Genomic DNA, 21,079 nt, shown 5'->3' on the forward strand with positions numbered 1-21,079 from the left:
CTGACTTGCGAATGCGGCTGCAAATTTAATACAAACTTTTTGTTCACCAAATATTTTTTCAGGAAAATTTAAAGCAAAGAATAAATTAGACTTTAAGTACGTTAAAACTAAGCGCCTACTAAAAACACATTTTTAAAAAATGTAATTCTCGTTTCTTTTAGCGCATTACTTATAAAACAGAATAGATTACGCTATTAATTCTTAAATTCGCTCCTTGCTAATTTTGCCTTATGATTATGAACAACTTCAACTTTGCGAAGTACAACAAAATTGTAGGATGGCTAGCATTTGCCATCGCTCTACTCTCTTATAGCCTTACCGTAGAACCCACAGCAAGTTTTTGGGATGCCGGCGAGTATATCTCAACCTCCTCAAAGTTAGAAATAGGACACCCACCGGGAGCACCACTCTATCAAATGTTGGGAGCCTTCTTCTCTATTTTTGCTCCAGACAGCACCTACGTCGCGCTCTGTGTAAACTTTATGTCGTGTTTGGCTTCAGCATTCACCGTGTTATTTATGTGCTGGTCTATCTCTTTATTGCTGCTTAAATTACTCAAACGCAACAAAGAAGTCGTAAGCACTACAGATCATATAGCAATTCTTTCCGCTTCTTTTATTGGCGCCACAGCTTTTGGATTTACTGATAGTTTTTGGTTTAGCGCGGTTGAGGCAGAAGTTTATGCAATGGCCATGTTTATGTTTTCTGCATTGTTTTACACGGCTTTATTATGGGAACGCGACATGTTCAAACCTCGTGGCAATCGCTGGTTGATGCTTATTTGCTTTATCGTTGGTCTTTCATTCGGCGTACACTTTATGGCACTTCTTGCCATCCCGGCCATCGGATTCCTTTATTTTTTCAAGAATTACAAAAAAATCACCATAAAGAATTTCATCCTAGCCAACATCATAGTCGTTGGTGTATTGATGTTTATCTTTAAATTTTTATTACCATACACCCTTAGCTTTTTTGGCTACGCCGAAGTATTCTTTGTAAATACTTTTGGACTCCCTTTCAATAGTGGAACCATAATCGCTGGCATTGTTTTTATTGCCGTATTCTATTACCTGCTGAGTTACACCAGAAAGAAGTCGTATTACCAACTTAACACGCTTATCCTTTCAATCTTATTCATCTTTATCGGCTTTTCGAGTTGGTTGATGCTCCCTATAAGAGCAAATGCCGGCACAACGATTAACGAGAATAATCCAAACAACGCACGAGAACTTTTAGCGTATTACAACCGTGAGCAGTATCCTGAAACACATCTTTTTTATGGACCACAGTTTACAGAAATCTTTGGTGGACTCGACGCTCAGAATCCATACATCGACGGAAAACCTAACTATGAGAAAGACGAGGAAAGCGGTAAATATGTGATTGTCAACGACTGGAAGAATTCCGTTCAAAACTCTGAAGATCGCCACAAGGTATTTTTACCGCGTATGTGGAGCACCGATCATATTGTAAACTACATGCAATTTACCGGGCCGCTAGAGTTTCAGGTAAAACCTGAATACGCAGACAACCAAGAATTGCAGCAGGCTGTTGCCCAATTTAAATCTGATTATGCGCAAGGTCGTATGGATAATGAAGGCTTTCAGTCTACATTAATGCGCCTCAGACAATATATTAATGTAAACCCTCCTTCATTTGCAGACAACCTGCGTTACATGTTCGATTTTCAATTCGGATACATGTATTGGCGTTATTTTATGTGGAATTTCACCGGACGCCAAGATGATATACAAGGAAAATATGATGACCTTCACGGGAACTGGCTCAGCGGAATTTCATTTATAGATGAAGCTCGCTTAGGGCCTCAAGACAACTTACCAAGCGATGCTTTGGACAATAAAGCACGAAATACGTATTACTTTCTACCCTTAATATTAGGACTTCTTGGTTTGGTATTTCAAGCCAGTAAAGACAAAAAGAGTTTTTGGGTGCTTCTTGTTCTTTTCCTTTTTACAGGGATCGCTTTAAAAATATACTTGAATGAACGTGCCTTTGAACCTCGTGAACGCGATTATGCACTTGTAGGTTCATTCTACGTTTTTGCAATGTGGATTGGTTTTGGAGTCTACGCGCTTTACGATATGCTTAAAGAAAAGCTAAGTGCAAAAGTGGTTTTACCTATAGTCACTGTTGCTTGTTTACTCGCTGCCCCGGTACTCTTAGCTGCACAAAACTGGGATGATCACGATCGCTCGGGCCGTAAAACCGCACTCGCGATGGCAAAAATGTATCTGGATAGTTGTGATGAAAATGCCATCTTATTTACCATCGGAGACAATGACACTTTTGCCCTGTGGTATGCCCAAGAGATTGAAGGATACCGTCGTGACGTGCGCATTGTGAACACGAGTCTTTTTCAAACCGCCTGGTATATTGACGATATGAAACGCAAAGCCTATGATAGCGACCCTATCCCTTCTCAGCTTACTCACGATAAATATGTAGCTGGTAATAGAGATGCTATCGCGTATAACGGCCTTAGACCCAATGACACTTTAGACATCAAAACTTGGATGAACTGGATCGCCAGTGACGACCCACGAACCAAAGATGAACTTGAAAGCGGGACCAGTGTACACACCTTCCCCACACAACACGTGAGCATTCCGGTTGATAAGCAAACGGTACTTGCCAACGGTATTGTCGCACAAAAAGATGCAGAGGAAATCGTTTCTGAAATTGTAGTGAACATTAATGAGAATTGGATTTACAAAAACCGACTTCTAATGCTTGATGTTATTGCAAACAACAACTGGGAACGCCCAATATATTTTACCGGTGGAAGTTTTGGAGATGACGACTACCTTTGGATGAAAGATTATCTACAACTTGACGGTGTTTGCTATAAACTCGTTCCTATAAAAACACCAATAGATCCTCAGGCGCCTTACGACATGGGACGCATTGATTCTGAAAAATTCTATGATATTGCTACCAATTGGTATTGGGGTAATAGTGGTGATCCAGACATTTACCATGATACTGAGACCCGTCGTAACGGAATTACTTATCGTGGTAATTTGGCACGACTTACCGAAAAGCTTATTGAAGAAGAGCAATATGACAAAGCAAAAGATATTCTTGACTTAGCGATGGAAAAAATGCCGGTTGATATTTTTGAATATTACACACTCTTAGAACCCTATATAAGCGGATATTATGAAGTTGGTGAGCAAGCCAAAGCCCGCGAATTATGGCAACAAGTAGCCGGTAAGTATCAGGAGAAATTGGATTATTGGAGCACTTTAAGCTTAGAACGACAATATCAATATGCACAAGATATCATTACAGACATTGAGCGTTATCGTAGTTTGGTTGATCTGTTGATCATCAATCAAGATCAGGAGATCATTCCTGAAAAAGCGAGAGAGTTCAATTCTTATCTACGTAAATTCAATCAGTTTTATGGTGAAGATGAGACCGAACCCGAAACGGTAGAATCGATGTTGCCCAATGAACCAACCGGTGATAGTTCAGTAGCAATACCCGCAGCTACAGATTCGCTTCAATAATGAATTTCAAAATAAACCTACCCGTAAAGACGCCTAAGTTGCTTAAGCGTCTTTATTCGGGTTATGTGTGGGATAAATTCAGTAATGCTGCAACCGAAAAGACATTATATATAACCTTTGATGACGGCCCCATCCCAGAAGTGACTCCTTGGGTTCTAGACACGCTAGAAGAATATAATGCCGAAGCTACCTTTTTCTGTATAGGTGACAATATCTACAAAAATCCTGAAGTCTTTAAGCGTTTACTTGACAGCCCCCACAGTATAGGAAATCATACGCACAACCATTTGAAAGGGTGGAAAACCAATTTTGAAAAGTACATTACGAACTTTGAAAAAACAGAAGCGCTGATCGCCCACTATCGCGAGCCTCAAAAACTCTTTAGACCTCCTTACGGAAAAATCACACGACATCAAGCCAAAGCAATAAAGAAAAAAGGCTACGCTATTGTAATGTATGATGTGATTGCCTGCGATTGGGATAAGGAAAAATCTGGGAAAACCTGTTTAAACTATGTGATTAAGCACGCCCAACCGGGAAGTATAATCGTTTTTCACGACAGTCTGAAAGCCGAAAGCAATATGAAATATGCACTTCCTAAAGTTTTAAAACACTTTACTGAAGCAGGCTATTCCTTTAAAAAACTCTAGATAAATTTTTGGATTACAGAAGTAAGCGAATTGACACTTTGCGCTCCACTTTGACGCCACTTCATCTCGCCCTTTTTGTAGACCACCAAAGTTGGCAATCCTTTTACCCGAAGTGCTTCGGCAAGATCTGGATTTTTCTCAACGTCAATTTTGATCACTTTCACCTGATCACCTAAAGCAGCGGCAACTTCCCTTAAAACAGGATTCATAGCTACCGACGCCTGATCACCTTCAGCAAAAAAATCGATCAACACCGGGATTTCTAAATCTATAAGAGCTCCAAATTTTGACATAAATTATGCACTTTACACCCCTAAATATAAGGTTTAATAGGATATAAAGTAAAAATGAGCATATCTTTTGCAAAGCCGCTTTTAGATTACAAGTTATTCTAGCCCCACAAATAAGAGGAAACAACTTAACCTAAAGCTTTAGATTTAAGCGTGATCACTGTCACTTCAGGCCAAATACCTACACGTCCCGGGTATCCTAAATACCCAAATCCACGATTTACATTTAAAATGCGCCCTGCTTCTTTATATATTCCTGCCCAATTCTCATAGCGGTACTGCACAGGGCTCCAACGTATAAAACCGGGTATTTCAATCCCAAATTGCATCCCATGCGTATGACCACTTAAGGTAAGTTGGAAATTCTTGGGATCTTCTTTTAAACGTTCTGACCAATACGACGGGTCATGACTCATTAAGACTTTAAAATCTGAAGCTTTTAATCCCGCTGAAGCTTTATCTATATCACCCGCCTGCTTAAAACCAGCTCCCCAATTTTCAACTCCAACTAAGGCAATACGCTGCCCATTTTTCTCCAGCCACCTGTGTTCATTAAGGAGCAACTTCCACCCCATTTTTGCTTGAAGCTCTTTTAGGTCTTGTAGATTTTGAGCTTTTGCAGTTTGCGTTTCCCAATCTGCATAATCACCATAATCATGGTTTCCTAAAACAGAATATACGCCATCTTTGGCCTTCAATTTTGAAAACAAAGGCGTCCATTCGTTCATTTCGCTTGCAAAATTATTAACCAGATCACCGGTGAATAAAATGACATCGCTTTGTTGCTCATTAATAAGATCAACACCGTAAGCTATTTTTTCAGCAGCATCAAAGCTTCCGCTATGCACGTCACTTATTTGGGTGATTTTATAGCCATCAAAAGCTTCAGGCAAATCGTCAAATTCGAGTTCGTAGGACAGTACGCGATACCTGTATTTTCCTTTGTACATTCCGTAGATCAAAGAAGCAAAGGGAACAGCAGCAATACCAAGCGCAATTGCACTTATAAACTTGCGCCTCGAGGGAAGATGAAAACTTTCTTTTCCTGAAACAGCAGAAAAAACACCCGCAAGAACGCGAATAATATCTTCCCCAAACATAAAAACGATCAAAATAAGCTTAGGAACAAAAAAGACCAGAAACCACCCCAACACATACATTTCATCGATCGTGATACCGTTAGACCGGTCTAGATGGGTCAATGTGTAAATTAAAACCGCGAGTACTCCAACTGATAGTGCTATGTAAATACCATTTAGCCAAATCGATTTTGAAAATGTTCTAAACACCTGAAAGGCATAAATATCTATGAGAATATAGAAAATGATAAAAATTAACCAGCGCATGAAAATGTTTTAAGATTAGCAATATTACTAAAGGACTGCTCAGAAAAATCTAATATTTTCTTATTTTTTTGAAGATAATTTTCTCAAGAATAGTGCGGGCTTTAGTAACTTTCCAACCAAACACAAACACAAATGAAACGTCGTAATTTTATTACTAAAACCAGCATGAATACCTTAGCATTAGGCTTAGGAATTCACAGTCTGGCAAAAGCAAAACCCTTGAATAAACCCTCTAATAAAACCAAAATCAGCACTGCAGCTACAAAACCCGTCGCGATTTGCACTTGGCAATTTACTGAGGCCAACGCCACTGCGGGAGCCCTTCTTGATCAAGGAGCGTCTGCACTGGATGCTGTTATAAATGGTGTTGCTGTCGAGGAAGAAAATATAAAAAACACGACAGTAGGTAAAGGAGGTTCACCTGATCGTGAAGGTAATGTAACCTTAGACGCTTGTGTAATGGACCATACCGGAAATTGCGGTTCTGTTATGTGTGTTGAAAACATTACAAACGTTGCTGCACTTGCGCGAAAGGTGATGGAAGATACTCCACACGTTATTTTAGCCGGAAAAGGAGCTGAAGAATTTGCGGTTAAAAATGGTTTTACTGCTGAAAATCTACTAACTCCAGAGAGCAAGAAAGCTTACCAAGAATGGCTAAAAACTTCGCAATACAAACCAATTATCAATATAGAAAATCATGATACCATTGGGATGTTGGGTCTTGATAAAGAAGGAAACATCTCTGGAGCTTGTACTACCTCTGGTCTAGCCTACAAAATGAAAGGACGTGTAGGTGACAGTCCGGTGATAGGAAGCGGTTTATTTATTGATAATGCCATAGGTGGCGCTGCAGCAACAGGAATGGGTGAAGAAGTTATTAAAACTGTAGGTAGTTTTCTCATTGTAGAGCTTATGCGCAATGGAATGTCGCCACAAGAAGCTTGCGAAGAAGCCGTAAGACGTATCGTGACCACAAACCCTAACCATACTAATTTTCAAGTGGCGTATATTGCCATCAATAAAGCCGGAGAAACCGGATGTTACTGCATTCATCCCGGATTTAAGATGATGAAATACGCCAATGGGGAGAACACCCCTATCACCGCTGGAAGTCATCTAAAATAAGCCGGACAAACCTCCCCAATTTTACAGGTATTTTAACGCTCTGAATTTTCAGAACAAAAAAAATACCTTAGCTTTGTTCAATGCCATTGTGGTGAAAAATATTTAAGATTGTTGTAATTGACTTGTAATAATCAATTATGATTTGGGGTGAAAGCCAGCTCTTGCAGCTGGCTTTCTTTATTTAGAATATTTTAGACTGAATAACATTAAATCATCTTTTAATCAGACGTTCAAGCTAACTTCCTACTGAAAAATAAAAACGGGGTGCAGAGCGAGGGTTAAACATAAATTCAATCTCTAGAAAAATTAAAAATAACCGAAGCGAAGCGCTTCTCAACTAAAACACTCGCAGCTGGCTTTCTTTATTTAGAATATTTTAGACTAAATAACATTAAATCATCTTTTAATTAAACGTTCAAGCCTACTTCCAGCTATAAAATGATAAATGGGGTGCATAGCGAGGGCTAAACGAAAATACCTATTTTAGGTATAAGCAATTGTATTGATAATCAATTACAGCCTTTCCTTTTTTTAAAATATCTGCACCAATGATTCCGCTTACAGGATTTGCTTCATGATTGATCAATGCTTGATTTACATGAGAGAGATCAAATAGGACAATAGAAACATCCTTTGTAGACCAGTTGTCGATTTCAATTAAATTATCTTGGGAGATCTGCGTAAGCATATCAATCGCACCGGCCCCGGCAGCTTTCACTTCGCTTTCTTCAGCAAAAAGTTTAAAATGCTCCAGATCCTCAAATCCGATACAGGTATTAGACGCACCGGTGTCTAAAATAAATTCACCCGAAACCCCGTTGATACGCGCTTCAAATTTAAGATGCCCCGTACCTACAGGATTTAGTTTAATACGCTTGTAGCCTTTTTTTGTAAGATGCTGTCGCAATGATGCCATAACAATAATTCTATTTTCAAACTTAAAGCAATTTAAATGGCAAGGCTTTAAATATTCTATAAAGTTTGGTGCACCAAGCCGGCTATTTTAAATTTGCAGACTATGTTTATAGATACACACACTCACTTATATAGTGATTCATTCAAAGAAGATCGTGACGCTATAATAGAGCGCGCTATCAATCAATCAATTAACCAATTTATACTTCCTGCAATCGACTCAACCTACACCGATTCTATGTGGGATTTAAAAGAAAAGTATCCTGAAGCCATGCATATTATGGCCGGTTTACACCCAACCCATGTAGATCCTTTAAGTGTTTCTGAAGAGCTAGATCACGTTAAAAAGCAACTCGAGTCAAAAGACTTATGTGCGGTAGGTGAAATTGGCGTAGACCTTTATTGGGATTCTTCAACTAAAGATTTGCAGCAGGAAGCCTTTGCACAACAAATACGATGGGCTAAAGAATATGACCTGCCAATAGCTATTCACTGCAGAGATGCTTTTAAAGAGGTTTTTGAAGTTTTAGAAGCCGAAAAAAGCGATAAACTAAGAGGCGTTTTTCACTGCTTTACAGGAACTATTGAAGACGCACACAAGGCCATTGGCTACAATCTCAAATTAGGAATTGGCGGAGTGGTCACTTTTAAAAATGGTAAAATCGATCAATTTTTGAACGAGATCGACTTAGAGCATATTGTTCTTGAAACCGATGCGCCTTATCTGGCACCAAAACCTTTTAGAGGAAAAAGAAATGAAAGCGCCTACTTGCTTCACATTGCCGAAAAGCTCTCTGAAATCTATCAAGTACCATTAGCAAAAATTGAAGAAACGACTACAAATAATGCTAAAAAGCTATTTAAACTTGATTGATCTTTAAAATATTTCGTTCTTTACGCCTCAACAAAAAATGAAATTGTGTCAAAATTTGACTCTATAAGGCCGTATCACGATTCTGAAGTTCACGAAGTGCTTCAAACGTTTCACCGGCACCCCATGTTTCAGGCGTTATTACAATTTACTTTTCCTGATAAATCAGCAGAAGAGATAAAGTCGGTCATAGACGAATGTTATTCGATCTTTGATTTTCAAAGTAAGGTTATTTACAAGTCGGTGCACAAGGTTATGGAAAAAAGCACCGATGGTTTTTCGACTTCAGGCTTTGACGAACTCGAGCGTGATAAACCGTATTTCTACCTTTCGAATCATAGGGATATCATTTTAGACACCTCTTTTATCAATGTGGCATTATACGATCACGAGTTGATTATGACCGCTTCGGCTATTGGAGACAATCTCGTGCAAAAATCGTTTTTGATGGCTTTAGCGAAACTCAACCGTAGCTTTTTAGTCGAACGAAGTCTTAGCCCTCGCGAAATGCTCCTCAGCTCTAAGAAACTTTCAGAATATTTAAAGTTTCTTTTAAGTGAAAACCAATCCATTTGGATGGCGCAGCGCGAAGGCCGCACAAAAGATGGTAGTGATAAAACACAACAAGGTGTTTTAAAAATGGTTGCAATGGCTCGTGGTGAACAGTCTGCGCTTCAGTATCTTAAAAGTTTAAATATTAGACCGGTTGCAATTTCTTACGAATTTGACCCAACCGATATTTTAAAAGTTCCTGAACTTATCGCCAAAAGTGAAGACACGGCCTATGTTAAAAGCAACAATGAGGATTTCAACAGTATTCTAAGAGGAGCTCTAGGTACCAAAAAGCGCATACATATCGCCGCCGGTAAACTCAGCGAGGAAACCTTTGACGAGATCGAAGGTCTTGACCTTTCTGAAAATGACAAATTGCAAGAGCTTGCCCGACGTATTGATAAAGAAATCTATCGCATTTATAAATTGTGGCCCTCAAATTATGTGGCTTATGATTTATACTATAATACAGATCAATTTGCACACACCTACACCGATCGTGACAAGCGTAGTTTTGAACGCCGCTTTGAACGCAGAGTAGATCCTAATAGCGCGATCGCACGAGAGAGCTTCCTACTCATGTATGCTAATCCGGTCATAAACAAACTCAAAAGTATTGAGCAGACAGCCTAAAATACTACTCATATACACCGGTGGTACCATAGGAATGATCAAAGATTTTGAAACCGGTGCTTTGAAGGCATTTGATTTTAATGATCTACTTCAAAAAATTCCTGAATTACGCCTTTTAGACTGTGAAATAGAAACCACAGGTTTTGAACAGCCCATAGACAGTTCAAATATGAACCCAAAATTATGGGTAGCACTCTGCGACATCATTGAAGAAAATTACGAGCGTTGTGATGGTTTTGTTATTCTACACGGAAGCGACACCATGAGTTATACGGCTTCTGCATTGAGCTTTATGCTAGAAAACCTTTCAAAACCCGTTATTTTCACCGGTTCACAGCTCCCTATAGGAGATTTGCGCACAGATGCCAAAGAAAATCTCATAACCGCAATTCAGATCGCTGCATTAAAAAAGAATAAACGCGCTTACATCAATGAAGTCGGGCTCTATTTTGAATACAAACTTTACAGAGGAAACCGAAGTTCTAAAATTAGTGCCGAGCATTTTGAAGCCTTCAAGTCTCCTAATTATCCTCCATTAGCAACTTCGGGAGTACATCTAACTATAGAAGATGACAAACTTTTTCCGGCAAACCGAAAGAAGCTTATAGTACATCGCAACTTAAAAACCGACTTATTAGTCATTCATCTTTACCCGGGAATCGATGAAAAACTATTGACTTCTACCTTTGAAAATACCGATTATAGCGGCGTTATTTTGTTAACATTTGGCTCTGGAAATAGCACTACAGCCCCTTGGTTTACCCGGTTATTGAAAAAAATTATTCAAAGAAACATTCCCGTTGTAAACATTACACAATGTACCTGGGGCAGTGTTCAAATGGGTAATTATGAGACGAGTACAACCCTTAAAAATATAGGTGTTATTTCTGGAAAAGACCTCACGATCGAAGCAGCAATTACAAAAATGATGTATCTAAACAGTCAAAATTTGTCTCCAAAGGTCTTTAAGACTATATTTGAAACATCGCTAAGAGGAGAAATGAGTTAATGAGAAGAAGTTCATCTAAAACTCAAACCTTTTGGAAATCGATATTTTTTTTGTTAATTGGCAACCTTTTGAGAAAAGGCTTCGGCCTAAAAAGAGAGGTGGCCGAGTGGTCGAAGGCGCACGCCTGGAAAGTGTGTATACGTCAAAAGCGTATCGAGGGTTCGAATCCCTTCCTCTCTGCTATTTTTTAATAATTGAATAATTAATTTTATATCTTTATCCCTTTACTAACTAAATTTTTAAGATCAAAAGCAATGAAAAGAGTATTTTCTATTCTAGTTATCACAGCTGTAATCGCGTTAGGCAATCTTACAGCTCAAGCAAATACTGCACCTCTTATGACTGTCAACACAACAGCTATAGCAGCGGCAGTTCAAGAAGAAGCAGAAGAGGCAGTAGCCGATGAGACTGAGTCTTTATCCTTTACACAAGAGTTAAAAAAGCGTTTTATAGAAGGTGGTCCTGGATTTATGGGTATCGTTCTTTTATGTCTTATTTTAGGTCTTGCAATTGCAATTGAGCGTATTATTTACCTAAACCTTGCAACTACTAACACATCTAAATTAGCACAAGACGTAGAAGATGCTCTTAACAGTGGTGGTATCGAGGCTGCTAAAGAAGTTTGCCGTAACACCAGAGGTCCAGTTGCTTCTATCTACTATCAAGGTCTTGACCGTGTAGACGAAGGTGTTGATGCTGCTGAAAAAGCTGTTGTAGCTTACGGTGGTGTTCAAATGGGTCTATTAGAGAAAAACGTTTCTTGGGTATCTTTATTTATCGCACTTGCACCGATGCTTGGTTTCATGGGTACGGTAATTGGTATGATCCAGGCGTTTGATAAGATTGAAGCTGCAGGTGATATGCAACCTTCTCTTGTTGCGGGTGGTATTAAAGTAGCACTTTTAACAACAGTATTCGGTCTTATTGTTGCGATTATTCTTCAAATCTTCTATAACTACATCATCGCTAAGATTGATAGTATCGTAAACGATATGGAAGATGCTTCTATCACTTTGATAGATATGCTTGTACGTTACAAGAAGTAATAATCCCTCATAAATACATAAACAGATTATGTTACATAAAATATTAAAAATTATTGCACTCATCCTGTCTGTTCTTGGAGCGATCTGGCTCGTGAGAATCATCCTTGCAGGTGATACCGCAATAACAGATTCAGCAGAATTACAAGATAGCTTGGTAACACCATTCATCTTGATCGCATATGCAACCATTGCAATAGCCATAGTATTCGTTTTAGTTTTCGTTCTTAAGAACTTATTCAGCAGCGGATCGTCTTTAAAAGGCACTTTAATAGGTCTTGGCGCGTTTCTTGCAGTAGTTGTCATATCATATGGTTTAGCTTCAGGAGAAGAAGTTCAGCTACGTGACGGTGAAGTACTTTCAGCAAGTGCAGTGCGCTGGGTAGAAGCAGGTATTTATGCGTTCTATATCTTGGCGATTGTTGCAATTGGTGCGATGGTATTTTCAGGTGTTAAGAAATTAGCTAAATAAAAAACTATTATGGCAAAAAGATCAGCTCCAGAAGTGAATGCAGGTTCGATGGCAGACATTGCCTTCTTACTCCTCATTTTCTTCCTGGTAACCACAACAATTGAAACCGACAGCGGTATTAGCCGTAAATTACCACCAGAGATGGATGAGAATCAACCACCTCCACCGGTAATTAAAGAGCGTAACCTATTTACAGTAATTGTAAACAGTAATGATGAATTACTTGTTGAAGATGAAGTAATGGAGCTTAAAGACTTGAGAGCTGCTGCGATTGAGTTCTTGGACAATGGTGCAGAAAACTGTTCTTATTGTCAAGGAGCAAAAGATCCTAATTCATCTGTAAATCCTACTAAGGCAGTTATTTCTTTGGTAAACAACAGAGGAACATCTTACAAGCGTTACATCGCCGTTCAAAACGAACTTGTTGCAGCGTATAACGAATTACGTAATCGTGTTGCTCAACAGCGTTTTGGCGAATCTTTCATTGAGATGGAAAACCGCTACAACGACGCCAGAACTTCTGATGCGAATAAAGAGAAACTTAAGCCAAAACTTGAGGAAATTAGAGATCTTTATCCAGAGAAATTATCTGAAGCAGAGCCTAAGAAGAGTTAACAACATTTAATACAACAATTTATGTCTAAGTTTAATAAGAAAAAAAGTGGTGATTTACCAGCTATTTCTACAGCATCGCTGCCGGATATAGTTTTCATGTTACTTTTCTTCTTTATGGTTGCGACTGTAATGAGAGAAAACACATTGATGGTAAAAAACAATTTACCTACTGCAAATCAAATTGAGAAACTTGACAAAAAAGACCTTGTAATGTACATCTATGCAGGTGAGCCTGTAGATCGCTTTCAAGGTACTTACGGGACTTCTGCTAAAATTCAGTTGAATGATAAATTTGCAGATGTTTCTGAAATTCAAGACTTTATTTATCAAGAGCGTGCAAGCAAGCGGGAGGAACTTGTTCCTTTCTTAACTACAGCGCTTAAAGTAGATGGAGATAGTAAAATGGGACTTATTTCTGATATCAAACAGGAATTACGTACCGCAAATGCTTTGAAAATTAATTATGTTACCAAGTCTGGTAACGCAGTTGAAAACAACAATTAATACTCTTTAGAGTTAATTGCATATCTCTTAAAATTTAAGAAAACGTCCTGAGCATTTCAGGGCGTTTTTTTGTTACTTTAAATCAAAATCCACTGCTCTTAGATGAAGCGTATCCTTCTCGTCATATTCGTACTCTTCGGTTTTTCTGAATTTGCCCAAGCGCAAGATTCTTTAGTAACCACCATAGACACGACTTCCTTATATTCTAAATACAGAGAAGATCAATTTTACCTTGGGCTTACCTTTAATCTCTTAACCAATAAGCCAGAAGGGATGGAACAAAACGGCTTTAGTGGTGGTTTACAGTTTGGCTATATACGAGATATGCCCATCAATAAACAACGTAACTGGGCAATTGGTCTTGGTGCGGGTATTTCTATGAATACCTATAATCAAAATTTATTCGTTGGAGAAACGCCTTCTGAAGAAAGCATTTTTCAAGTCATAGACAATCAAACCAATTACAATAAAAACTGGTTTACCACCTATTTGGTCGAAGCACCGCTACAGCTTCGTTGGCGCACTTCTACGGCAACCACATACAAGTTTTGGAGGATTTATACAGGAGTTCAGTTAGGATACATGTATGCCTATAAATTTTACTTTGAGCAACCCAACAATCAAGTGACTCAAACAGACGTTCCGGAATTCGATCGTTTTAGAATGGGACTTACTTTTTCTTTTGGGTACGATACGTTCAATTTCTATTTCTACTACAACATTAACCCTATGTTTAATGACTCCGCTCAGATCGACGGAAGTCCAATAGAGTTGAACAGCCTTAAGTTAGGCTTGATGTTTTACATTTTGTAGAAATAAAACACGAGCAGTTGCGGCAAACCGCCAACCAAAACTCCCACTACCAATTCTGTCATAGTATGTGCCTTGAGCTCCAATCTGGAAGCAGCAGTTAAACCGATCGCAATTACCAGCAGCCCAATGATCATTAAGTAGTTTGCATTATAGATCATACTCAAGGCCATTACAAAAAACAGCACTCCGGCAATTCCCACCATATGCAAACTGGTTTTGAAGTTCAATAAACTTAAAATAAAGGCTGTAGCGGCAGTAATAAGAATCCCCAGGAAGAATATATAAAGTTCAGGAAATTCGTAGCCATTGATAATGATACGCACAATGAGCAGCAGTAACCCTATTTGTACAAGAAGTGGAATGCGCCGCTCCTTCACTTCTTTTAAATGCACAGAACTCACCAATTTCACACTTTCTAGTAAAAAGTAGAACAACACCGGTACAACAATCGTCAGTATGCTTATCGCAAACAATTTGGCATACATAAAAGATGGTGGCACAAACTTAGGCGTAACCGAAAAATAGATCACCACACCAAGCAACGGCATAAAAAGCGGATGCATAAGGACTGAGAAAAAGCGTAAAAAATATTTCATCAAATCTCTTTTCTTAGTCGGGCAACAGGAACATCTAACTGCTCCCGATATTTAGCAACCGTTCGTCTTGCAATAGGATATCCTTTTTCCTTTAAGATCTTCGCTAATTTATCATCGGTAAGCGGCTTACGCTTGTCTTCCTCTTGTATTGTGATCTCCAAAATCTTTTTGATCTCACGCGTTGAAACCTCCTCACCTTGATCGTTAGTCATGCTCTCACTAAAAAATTCTTTGATCAACTTGGTTCCGTAAGGGGTGTCTACATATTTACTATTGGCCACACGAGAAACAGTAGAAACATCCATCTCGATCTCATCGGCAATATCTTTTAGGATCATCGGGCGTAAATTGCGTTCATCGCCGGTAAGAAAATATTCCTTTTGATACTCCATAATGGCGCTCATAGTCACAAAAAGTGTCTGTTGGCGCTGTCTGATGGCTTCAATGAACCATTTTGCAGCATCTAACTTTTGCTTAATAAACATTACCGCGTCTTTTTGCGCCTTACTCTTTTCTTTAGCAGCTTTGTATCCTTTGAGCATATTAGTATACTCCCGAGAAACATGCATTTCTGGTGCATTACGACCATTCAAGGTAAGCTCTAATTCACCATCCCGAATATTGATCGTAAAATCAGGAATCACATGCTCTACCACTTTTGTATTTCCGGCGTAAGAACCGCCTGGTTTTGGATTGAGATGTTCAATTTCATCAATCGCATCTCTCAATTGATCTTCAGTAATATCAAATTTTGAAAGTAAGCGTGAGTAATGCTTTTTACTAAAATGATCAAAGGCATCAGTCAAAATATCTTTGGCCAGCGCAACAGCTTCGGTCTCTTCTTTGCGTTTTAACTGAATCAATAAACATTCTTCAAGACTACGCGCCCCCACTCCTGCGGGATCGAGATTCTGCACGATCTTCAAGATCTTTTCGAGATCCTCTTCCGTAGTATAAATATTCTGTGTAAAGGCAAGGTCATCCATGAGATCGACAAGTTCACGCCTTAAATACCCACTCTCGTCTACGCTCCCTATCAAAAATTCTGCAATTTGCATTTGCTCCTCATTGAGTCGGTAGGTATGCAACTGACTCATCAAATGCTGTGTAAACGAAGTTCCCGATGCATAAGGCACTTGCCGCTCTTCATCATCTGCGCTATAATTATTGCTGTTTAAACGATAACTGGGGATCTCATCATCAGACAGGTAATCATCAACATCGATCTCGGTCTCGATTTTTTCAGAATCATAGTCCTCATCGCTGCTGTTATCAAACTCCTCAAATTCATCTTTAGCATTCTCTTTCCCGCTGTCGAGCGCAGGATTTTCTTCAAGCTCTTGCTTTACGCGTTGCTCAAAAGCCTGCGTAGGCAATTGTATTAGCTTCATCAGCTGTATTTGCTGAGGCGAAAGCTTTTGTGAAAGTTTAAATTTGAGTTGTTGTTTTAGCATAAAGAGTATAACATCGGTTATTACAAAAATAAAAAAATGCATCTACCGATGCATCAGAATGTTTTGTTAACAGAAATCAGGCTTAATTTTTGCTTGTATATAGCCTAGGTTTAAATCAACACCTGTCAAATAAGGCCTTAACCCACATTAAGGAATAAAAATATTATTCTTGATCGCATAGATCACGAGGCCGGTACGGTTTTTTAAACCCAGTTTTTGAAATACAGCTTCGCGATAACCTTCGACAGTTTTTGGACTTAAAAACATTTTTTCTGCAATTTGTTTGTAGGTCATTTCGGTACAAGCGTGCTTTATAAATTCGATCTCGCGCTCTTTTAGTACAATTTCCTCTTCGGTTTTACTTTCAGTTTTATTTACAATACGTTCTACTGTATTGGTATAATAAAAGCCTTGCGTCATCACTTCATTTAACGCCAGCTCGAGAATATTCTTTCGGGTATCTTTAAGCAAATAACCCTTGGCTCCGGCGCGAATCATTTGCAGTACGACACCTTCTTCTTCCTCAATAGATAGTGCCAAAACTTTAATCTCAGGATAATGTTTTTGTAAAAAAGTAGTCGCTTCTATACCTCCCATAACCGGCATCTTAACATCCATAAGCACGATGTCTGGACGATTATCTGGGTTAGCCTCTACAAAGTTTATAAACTCTTGCCCGTTTTGCGCAACATTGACCACTTCAAAATTTGAAAATTGACGCACCAATCCTGCGATAGCTTCAGAAAGCAAGGTATGATCATCTACAATAGCTACTTTATACATAATTTAATCTAATGGATAATTTAATTTTAACTGTGTTCCCGCTCCTTCTATCGAACTGATTCTCGCATGTGCTCCGATCAATTCTGCTCGTTTATCAATGTTACTCAAGCCAATTCCTTTTTGCAACAAACGCTCTGAATCAAAGCCTATTCCGTCGTCGAGAGCTGTAACCTCTAGCGCATCTGCTTTAAAATGAACGCGTATTTGCAATGTAGAAGCCTTAGAATGTTTCATCGTATTGCTCATAAATTCCTGTACAATTCTAAACAATACAATTTCAACTTTCGGGTTGATGGCAACAGGATCACCGATGACATCATAATCTGCCGAAAGAAATTTTAAGCGGTTAAAGCGAGCCACTTCGTTTTCTAAGGACTTTAGAAGCGACTGACCGTTAATCGCTTCCGGGTTGATTGATTTTGACAACGCCCTGAGCTCATTTAAGCCCGTTCCTATCGTTTCTGCAACTTCAAGCATTTCTTCCCCACCTTCTACATTTTGTGCTTTAATTTTGGCTAATGTGAGCAACTGACCAATATTATCGTGCAATTCCCAACTGATATTACGCAAAGTTTCTTCGCGTATCTCTATTTGGGTTTCTGCAATGGCGCGTTCATAGCGCTTTTCGGCTTCAATTTGCTCGCGCAGCAAACTGTTTTTACGCTTCATAAATACCGAAAAAAGGACAAAAATGATCACCGCCAGTAAAAACAACACCAATAAGACCACTAGAATGACTAAAAGCTGCGTATCCTGATCCATAGTTATTGCATTAAATAGTTTGAAGATTTTGCTCTATAAAAACCGTAAGCAAAAATTAAATAAGAAATACAATAAGCCCAAAAGCTAGCATCTCTTATGATATTATAAAATGCATTAAGACTGTCTGAAGCATCTGTTATTTTAAACCAACCTACATATATAGCCACAGAAGCAGGGAGTTGAACAACCGTACTTATCACAAGACCAATACTTACATAAATCAAAACATGGTCTTGTATTTTGCTCAAATCTGCGCTATTTATTGTTTCAACCAAATATATAAAGAACAACCACAAGTAGAAGCATATCACCGGTTACTGCTGAAAATAGCGGTTTTTGATAAAGAAAATTACTTGTTGCTACAAAATAGATATACGTCAAAAGCCACACAGCATAAAAAGCGACCACTGTATTTTTGAATGAACGTTTATTCAAGTATTTGAAATACATCCAAAAGAGTGCTGAAAAATAAATCAAGTATCTCAGGTTGTAAAATGCGGTATTTCTCTCGGCAAGATTAGCAACCAAAACAAAAGCAGCCACTACCTCATTCAAGAAGTTATATCCCAAAAAAAGAATAAAAACGACGATTGGTGTTTTAGAGAACTTTTTCCAATAGCACAACCCAACTACAAACGAAAGCAGCTCGAGTGCAGTCATGGTCATCGTGGATGGATTGCTCAAAATGAACTCTAAACGTTCCTGTGATATTTCTAAATCCAATCTTCTCTAATTCTTAAATCCTAAATTAATTATTTGACCTACTGTGTTAAACTCATACTTGGTGCTTTTGCTCTATAGAAACCATAAGCAAAAATGAAATACATTAAAGCCCCAGCAAAAGTGCCCACATTTCTTAAAATCTGATAAAATTCCATTCTCGGTCCCGTATCCTTCCCTATTTTCTCCCACCCCACAAATGATGTAACTGAAGTTGGAATACTAATTACCAAATAAACCAAAAGCCCTAAGCCTAGATAAATAATCATGTTGTCTTGCAGCTTTGAAATAGTTGAAGCATTAATGACTTCTATAAAAACAAATAAAACACTGATCATCGTAAGAAAATCACCGAGAACCGTTGAGAACAATGCATATTCTAAAACTAGATTTTTGATAAATAACTGATACACAAAGCTTAGCGACCAAACACTATAAAAGAGAACAACGGCAAGTTTCAGCCTTTTTCGTATTAGGTATTTATAAAAAATGTAAAAATGAACACTAAAGTAAATGACTTGATGCACATTATAAAAAATGGTATTGTTATTACTCAAGCCACTAACGTAATAGGCTAAAGCAGCCATTTCGTTAAAGAAATTATATCCTAGAAATAGAATAAACCACCTTATAGGCGTTTGTTTAAACTTATTCCAATAAATCAATCCGAAAACGAAACTCAGCAATTCAGCAAAATCAGAAATCATTATTCCTGGATTTGTAACAAAGTACCCAATACGGTCTTGCCAATCAGCTATAATCAATAGTTCATTCAATCCTTTTAATTCTTTGATATTTTGCTAAAAATCAATCTTAACACTTTAGGCTCTTATAAATTAAGGACCCTTAGAACGATAAAACCCAAACATAAAAACGAAATACATTATGCAGGAAGCTACAAAGCTTACTTGCTTTATGGTATTAAAAAAGTCATTCCTAGAATCTGAATATTCTGTTATTTGCGCCCAACCTACGTGTATCGTAATCAGGACAGGAAGTTGCACCACAGCTTCTAAAAGCAAACCCAAACTGAGATAGGTAAAAAAATCATTTTGTATCCCTCTGACAGATCGCTGACTGATACTTTCTACAAAATAAAAAAGTATAATTCCCATTAGAAAAAAGCCTCCTAACACTCCAGGTACTAAAGCAAACTGAATCCAAAAATTAGAGACAGAAAGCCAGTAAACGTAAACGAACAACCAGATAACCGATAGTCCTATTATCGCCTTTCTAAACTTTGATCTTTCAAGTTTATTATAATAGAGACTAAATAACAGACCGAAATAAATTAGATAACGAAAATTGTAAAAAATCATGTTTGAATCGGCTACCCACTCCAATACATAGAAAACCGCCGCGGCCATTTCATTAAAAAAATTATAGCCTAGAAACAAAATAAACCATTTTACAGTTGAATTTTTGAATTTCCCCCAATAGATCAGCCCAACTGCAAAAGCAATTAACTCCAATGAATTCATAATCCAAAGCATTGGATTATCTAAAATAATAGACAGCTTTCTTTCTGAAACGGTCTGAGCGATTGCTATAATCAAAAACGATGATTTCAAGTTTTGAAAAACTAATTTGTTTGGCTGCACAAAAGAAGCCTGAACTTAATCTATATTAAAAATCAAACTCATTCGCCGGAGGTGGTGGAGCAAGCGTGCCTAAATCACCAGATAAGGACTCTGTATCTCCTTCTGCAGTCATTCCTCCAGAAGAACTTAGAACAGTCCCTACAGCTACTGCTTTCTTAGTTCCATCAGGTAGATTAAGAATAGCGAAGCTCACAGTATCTTTTGTACCATTAGGCAAATCAAGTAATGCGGCAGGATTGAAAAACACAGTTGCTTTGCCAGCATCTTTCTTAGCCGATTTTTTATTTTTACCAAAGTACACACGCAAATCTGTAATTTCAACACCTGCAGAATCAGCTTGTTGCTTAATATATGCCATATATTTTTGCATTTCTGAGAACGAAAAACTCACATAGCGTGTTGCCTTTTTGTACCTCACATCCTCTTCAGGGATGGTATCGCCTTCTTCGGTAATGTTTTCTGCAAGCTCGATAAGTTCAACACGACTGTTACCGTAATTTTTATATAAGGAATCTGCGCTAGCTAAAGGAATAATATTAGACGGAGCGCCTAAAATTGGTGCTTCATCTCCCTCGCAATCGCAAGGTTCATCACAAGAAGTCATTAAAAATGCAGCCGTAAGCACTGCTGCAACAAGGGTAGTTTTTTTCATAAATTGATTTATTGTTAGTTAGGTGTAAAATAGACATCTTTTTTTTCACTAGGAAAAAACTCCTTTAAAAAGGGTGTTTTTCCCCGTAGCTGATTGCAAAACAAAAAAAAGCCCGATTTAAAAATTAAATCGGGCTT

23 protein-coding genes and 1 tRNA gene are annotated in these 21,079 nt (G+C 38.2%); 12 read left to right on the forward strand and 12 right to left on the reverse strand.

Annotation, left to right across the window (positions count from 1 at the left end; genetic code table 11):
* The first annotated feature begins 236 nt into the window (after positions 1 to 236).
* Positions 237 to 3,533: a glycosyltransferase family 117 protein gene (locus WA338_RS03900; protein WP_273016793.1), complete on the forward strand. Its 3,297-nt coding sequence runs from the start codon at positions 237 to 239 to the stop codon at positions 3,531 to 3,533.
* Positions 3,533 to 4,183 carry a polysaccharide deacetylase family protein gene (locus WA338_RS03905; protein ID WP_009781637.1) on the forward strand — a complete coding sequence of 217 codons (651 nt, stop codon included), beginning with the start codon at positions 3,533 to 3,535 and terminating at the stop codon, positions 4,181 to 4,183. Before WA338_RS03900 ends, WA338_RS03905 begins: the two co-directional genes overlap by 1 nt.
* Here WA338_RS03905 and WA338_RS03910 read toward each other — a convergent pair.
* Together WA338_RS03910 and WA338_RS03915 are read right to left on the reverse strand one after the other, a co-directional pair.
* Positions 4,180 to 4,476 (reverse strand): thioredoxin family protein, encoded by a 297-nt coding sequence (locus tag WA338_RS03910; RefSeq protein WP_009781638.1) that lies wholly within the window; start codon positions 4,474 to 4,476, stop codon positions 4,180 to 4,182. The genes WA338_RS03905 and WA338_RS03910 overlap by 4 nt on opposite strands.
* A 125-nt stretch (positions 4,477 to 4,601) precedes the next feature.
* Positions 4,602 to 5,819, reverse strand: coding sequence for a metallophosphoesterase (locus tag WA338_RS03915; protein ID WP_009781639.1), 1,218 nt, complete (start codon positions 5,817 to 5,819; stop codon positions 4,602 to 4,604).
* Positions 5,820 to 5,951: 132 nt separating this feature from the next.
* Between WA338_RS03915 and WA338_RS03920 the strand changes: the two genes are divergently transcribed.
* On the forward strand, positions 5,952 to 6,947 hold the full coding sequence (locus tag WA338_RS03920) for an isoaspartyl peptidase/L-asparaginase family protein (RefSeq protein ID WP_009781640.1): 996 nt from the start codon (positions 5,952 to 5,954) through the stop codon (positions 6,945 to 6,947).
* A gap of 478 nt (positions 6,948 to 7,425) precedes the next feature.
* Here the strand turns inward: WA338_RS03920 and WA338_RS03925 are convergent, their stop codons facing one another.
* Positions 7,426 to 7,863 (reverse strand): retropepsin-like aspartic protease, encoded by a 438-nt coding sequence (locus WA338_RS03925; protein ID WP_009781641.1) that lies wholly within the window; start codon positions 7,861 to 7,863, stop codon positions 7,426 to 7,428.
* A 102-nt stretch (positions 7,864 to 7,965) separates the two neighbouring features.
* Between WA338_RS03925 and WA338_RS03930 the strand changes: the two genes are divergently transcribed.
* The 9 genes from WA338_RS03930 to WA338_RS03970 all read left to right on the forward strand — a co-directional run bounded on the left by WA338_RS03930 (position 7,966) and on the right by WA338_RS03970 (position 14,374).
* Positions 7,966 to 8,736 (forward strand): TatD family hydrolase, encoded by a 771-nt coding sequence (locus WA338_RS03930; RefSeq protein ID WP_009781642.1) that lies wholly within the window; start codon positions 7,966 to 7,968, stop codon positions 8,734 to 8,736.
* A 45-nt stretch (positions 8,737 to 8,781) separates the two neighbouring features.
* Complete coding sequence (locus WA338_RS03935) at positions 8,782 to 9,918, forward strand: 1-acyl-sn-glycerol-3-phosphate acyltransferase (RefSeq protein ID WP_272986396.1); 1,137 nt, start codon at positions 8,782 to 8,784, stop codon at positions 9,916 to 9,918.
* Positions 9,902 to 10,927, forward strand: a complete 1,026-nt coding sequence (locus WA338_RS03940; protein WP_272986398.1) for an asparaginase — start codon at positions 9,902 to 9,904, stop codon at positions 10,925 to 10,927. Before WA338_RS03935 ends, WA338_RS03940 begins: the two co-directional genes overlap by 17 nt.
* A 92-nt stretch (positions 10,928 to 11,019) precedes the next feature.
* Positions 11,020 to 11,107, forward strand: a tRNA-Ser gene (locus WA338_RS03945).
* Between the two features lie 74 nt (positions 11,108 to 11,181).
* Positions 11,182 to 11,973, forward strand: a complete 792-nt coding sequence (locus tag WA338_RS03950; protein WP_272987318.1) for a MotA/TolQ/ExbB proton channel family protein — start codon at positions 11,182 to 11,184, stop codon at positions 11,971 to 11,973.
* 28 nt (positions 11,974 to 12,001) lie between these two features.
* Complete coding sequence (locus WA338_RS03955; protein ID WP_009781646.1) at positions 12,002 to 12,442, forward strand: hypothetical protein; 441 nt, start codon at positions 12,002 to 12,004, stop codon at positions 12,440 to 12,442.
* Between the two features lie 9 nt (positions 12,443 to 12,451).
* Positions 12,452 to 13,057 (forward strand): ExbD/TolR family protein, encoded by a 606-nt coding sequence (locus WA338_RS03960; protein WP_009781647.1) that lies wholly within the window; start codon positions 12,452 to 12,454, stop codon positions 13,055 to 13,057.
* Between the two features lie 21 nt (positions 13,058 to 13,078).
* Positions 13,079 to 13,561, forward strand: a complete 483-nt coding sequence (locus tag WA338_RS03965) for an ExbD/TolR family protein (protein WP_009781648.1) — start codon at positions 13,079 to 13,081, stop codon at positions 13,559 to 13,561.
* 102 nt (positions 13,562 to 13,663) lie between these two features.
* Positions 13,664 to 14,374, forward strand: coding sequence for a porin family protein (locus tag WA338_RS03970; RefSeq protein ID WP_273016785.1), 711 nt, complete (start codon positions 13,664 to 13,666; stop codon positions 14,372 to 14,374).
* Here WA338_RS03970 and WA338_RS03975 read toward each other — a convergent pair.
* From WA338_RS03975 to WA338_RS04015, 9 genes are all read right to left on the reverse strand, one after another.
* The gene (locus tag WA338_RS03975) at positions 14,362 to 14,970 is read right to left on the reverse strand and encodes a hypothetical protein (protein WP_273016784.1); all 609 of its coding nucleotides are present in this window, start codon (positions 14,968 to 14,970) and stop codon (positions 14,362 to 14,364) included. The genes WA338_RS03970 and WA338_RS03975 overlap by 13 nt on opposite strands.
* A complete protein-coding gene (gene rpoN / locus WA338_RS03980) occupies positions 14,970 to 16,424 on the reverse strand; it encodes an RNA polymerase factor sigma-54 (protein ID WP_040533778.1) in 1,455 nt (484 codons plus the stop codon). The genes WA338_RS03975 and rpoN overlap by 1 nt, the downstream gene beginning before the upstream one ends.
* A 147-nt stretch (positions 16,425 to 16,571) precedes the next feature.
* Positions 16,572 to 17,207, reverse strand: coding sequence for a response regulator transcription factor (locus tag WA338_RS03985; RefSeq protein ID WP_009781652.1), 636 nt, complete (start codon positions 17,205 to 17,207; stop codon positions 16,572 to 16,574).
* A gap of 3 nt (positions 17,208 to 17,210) precedes the next feature.
* Complete coding sequence (locus WA338_RS03990) at positions 17,211 to 17,969, reverse strand: sensor histidine kinase (protein WP_009781653.1); 759 nt, start codon at positions 17,967 to 17,969, stop codon at positions 17,211 to 17,213.
* A gap of 2 nt (positions 17,970 to 17,971) precedes the next feature.
* Positions 17,972 to 18,217: a hypothetical protein gene (locus WA338_RS03995; protein ID WP_336092159.1), complete on the reverse strand. Its 246-nt coding sequence runs from the start codon at positions 18,215 to 18,217 to the stop codon at positions 17,972 to 17,974.
* Between the two features lie 19 nt (positions 18,218 to 18,236).
* Positions 18,237 to 18,692: a hypothetical protein gene (locus WA338_RS04000; protein WP_336092162.1), complete on the reverse strand. Its 456-nt coding sequence runs from the start codon at positions 18,690 to 18,692 to the stop codon at positions 18,237 to 18,239.
* A 38-nt stretch (positions 18,693 to 18,730) separates the two neighbouring features.
* Complete coding sequence (locus WA338_RS04005; RefSeq protein WP_009781655.1) at positions 18,731 to 19,465, reverse strand: hypothetical protein; 735 nt, start codon at positions 19,463 to 19,465, stop codon at positions 18,731 to 18,733.
* A 60-nt stretch (positions 19,466 to 19,525) separates the two neighbouring features.
* Entirely contained in the window at positions 19,526 to 20,290 is a 765-nt protein-coding gene (locus WA338_RS04010; RefSeq protein WP_336092164.1) for a hypothetical protein, read from the reverse strand.
* A 25-nt stretch (positions 20,291 to 20,315) separates the two neighbouring features.
* Positions 20,316 to 20,942 carry a hypothetical protein gene (locus WA338_RS04015; protein ID WP_009781657.1) on the reverse strand — a complete coding sequence of 209 codons (627 nt, stop codon included), beginning with the start codon at positions 20,940 to 20,942 and terminating at the stop codon, positions 20,316 to 20,318.
* Positions 20,943 to 21,079 lie beyond the last annotated feature (137 nt).

The organism is Leeuwenhoekiella sp. CH_XMU1409-2 (genome assembly GCF_037029365.1).
GTDB lineage: Bacteria > Bacteroidota > Bacteroidia > Flavobacteriales > Flavobacteriaceae > Leeuwenhoekiella > Leeuwenhoekiella blandensis.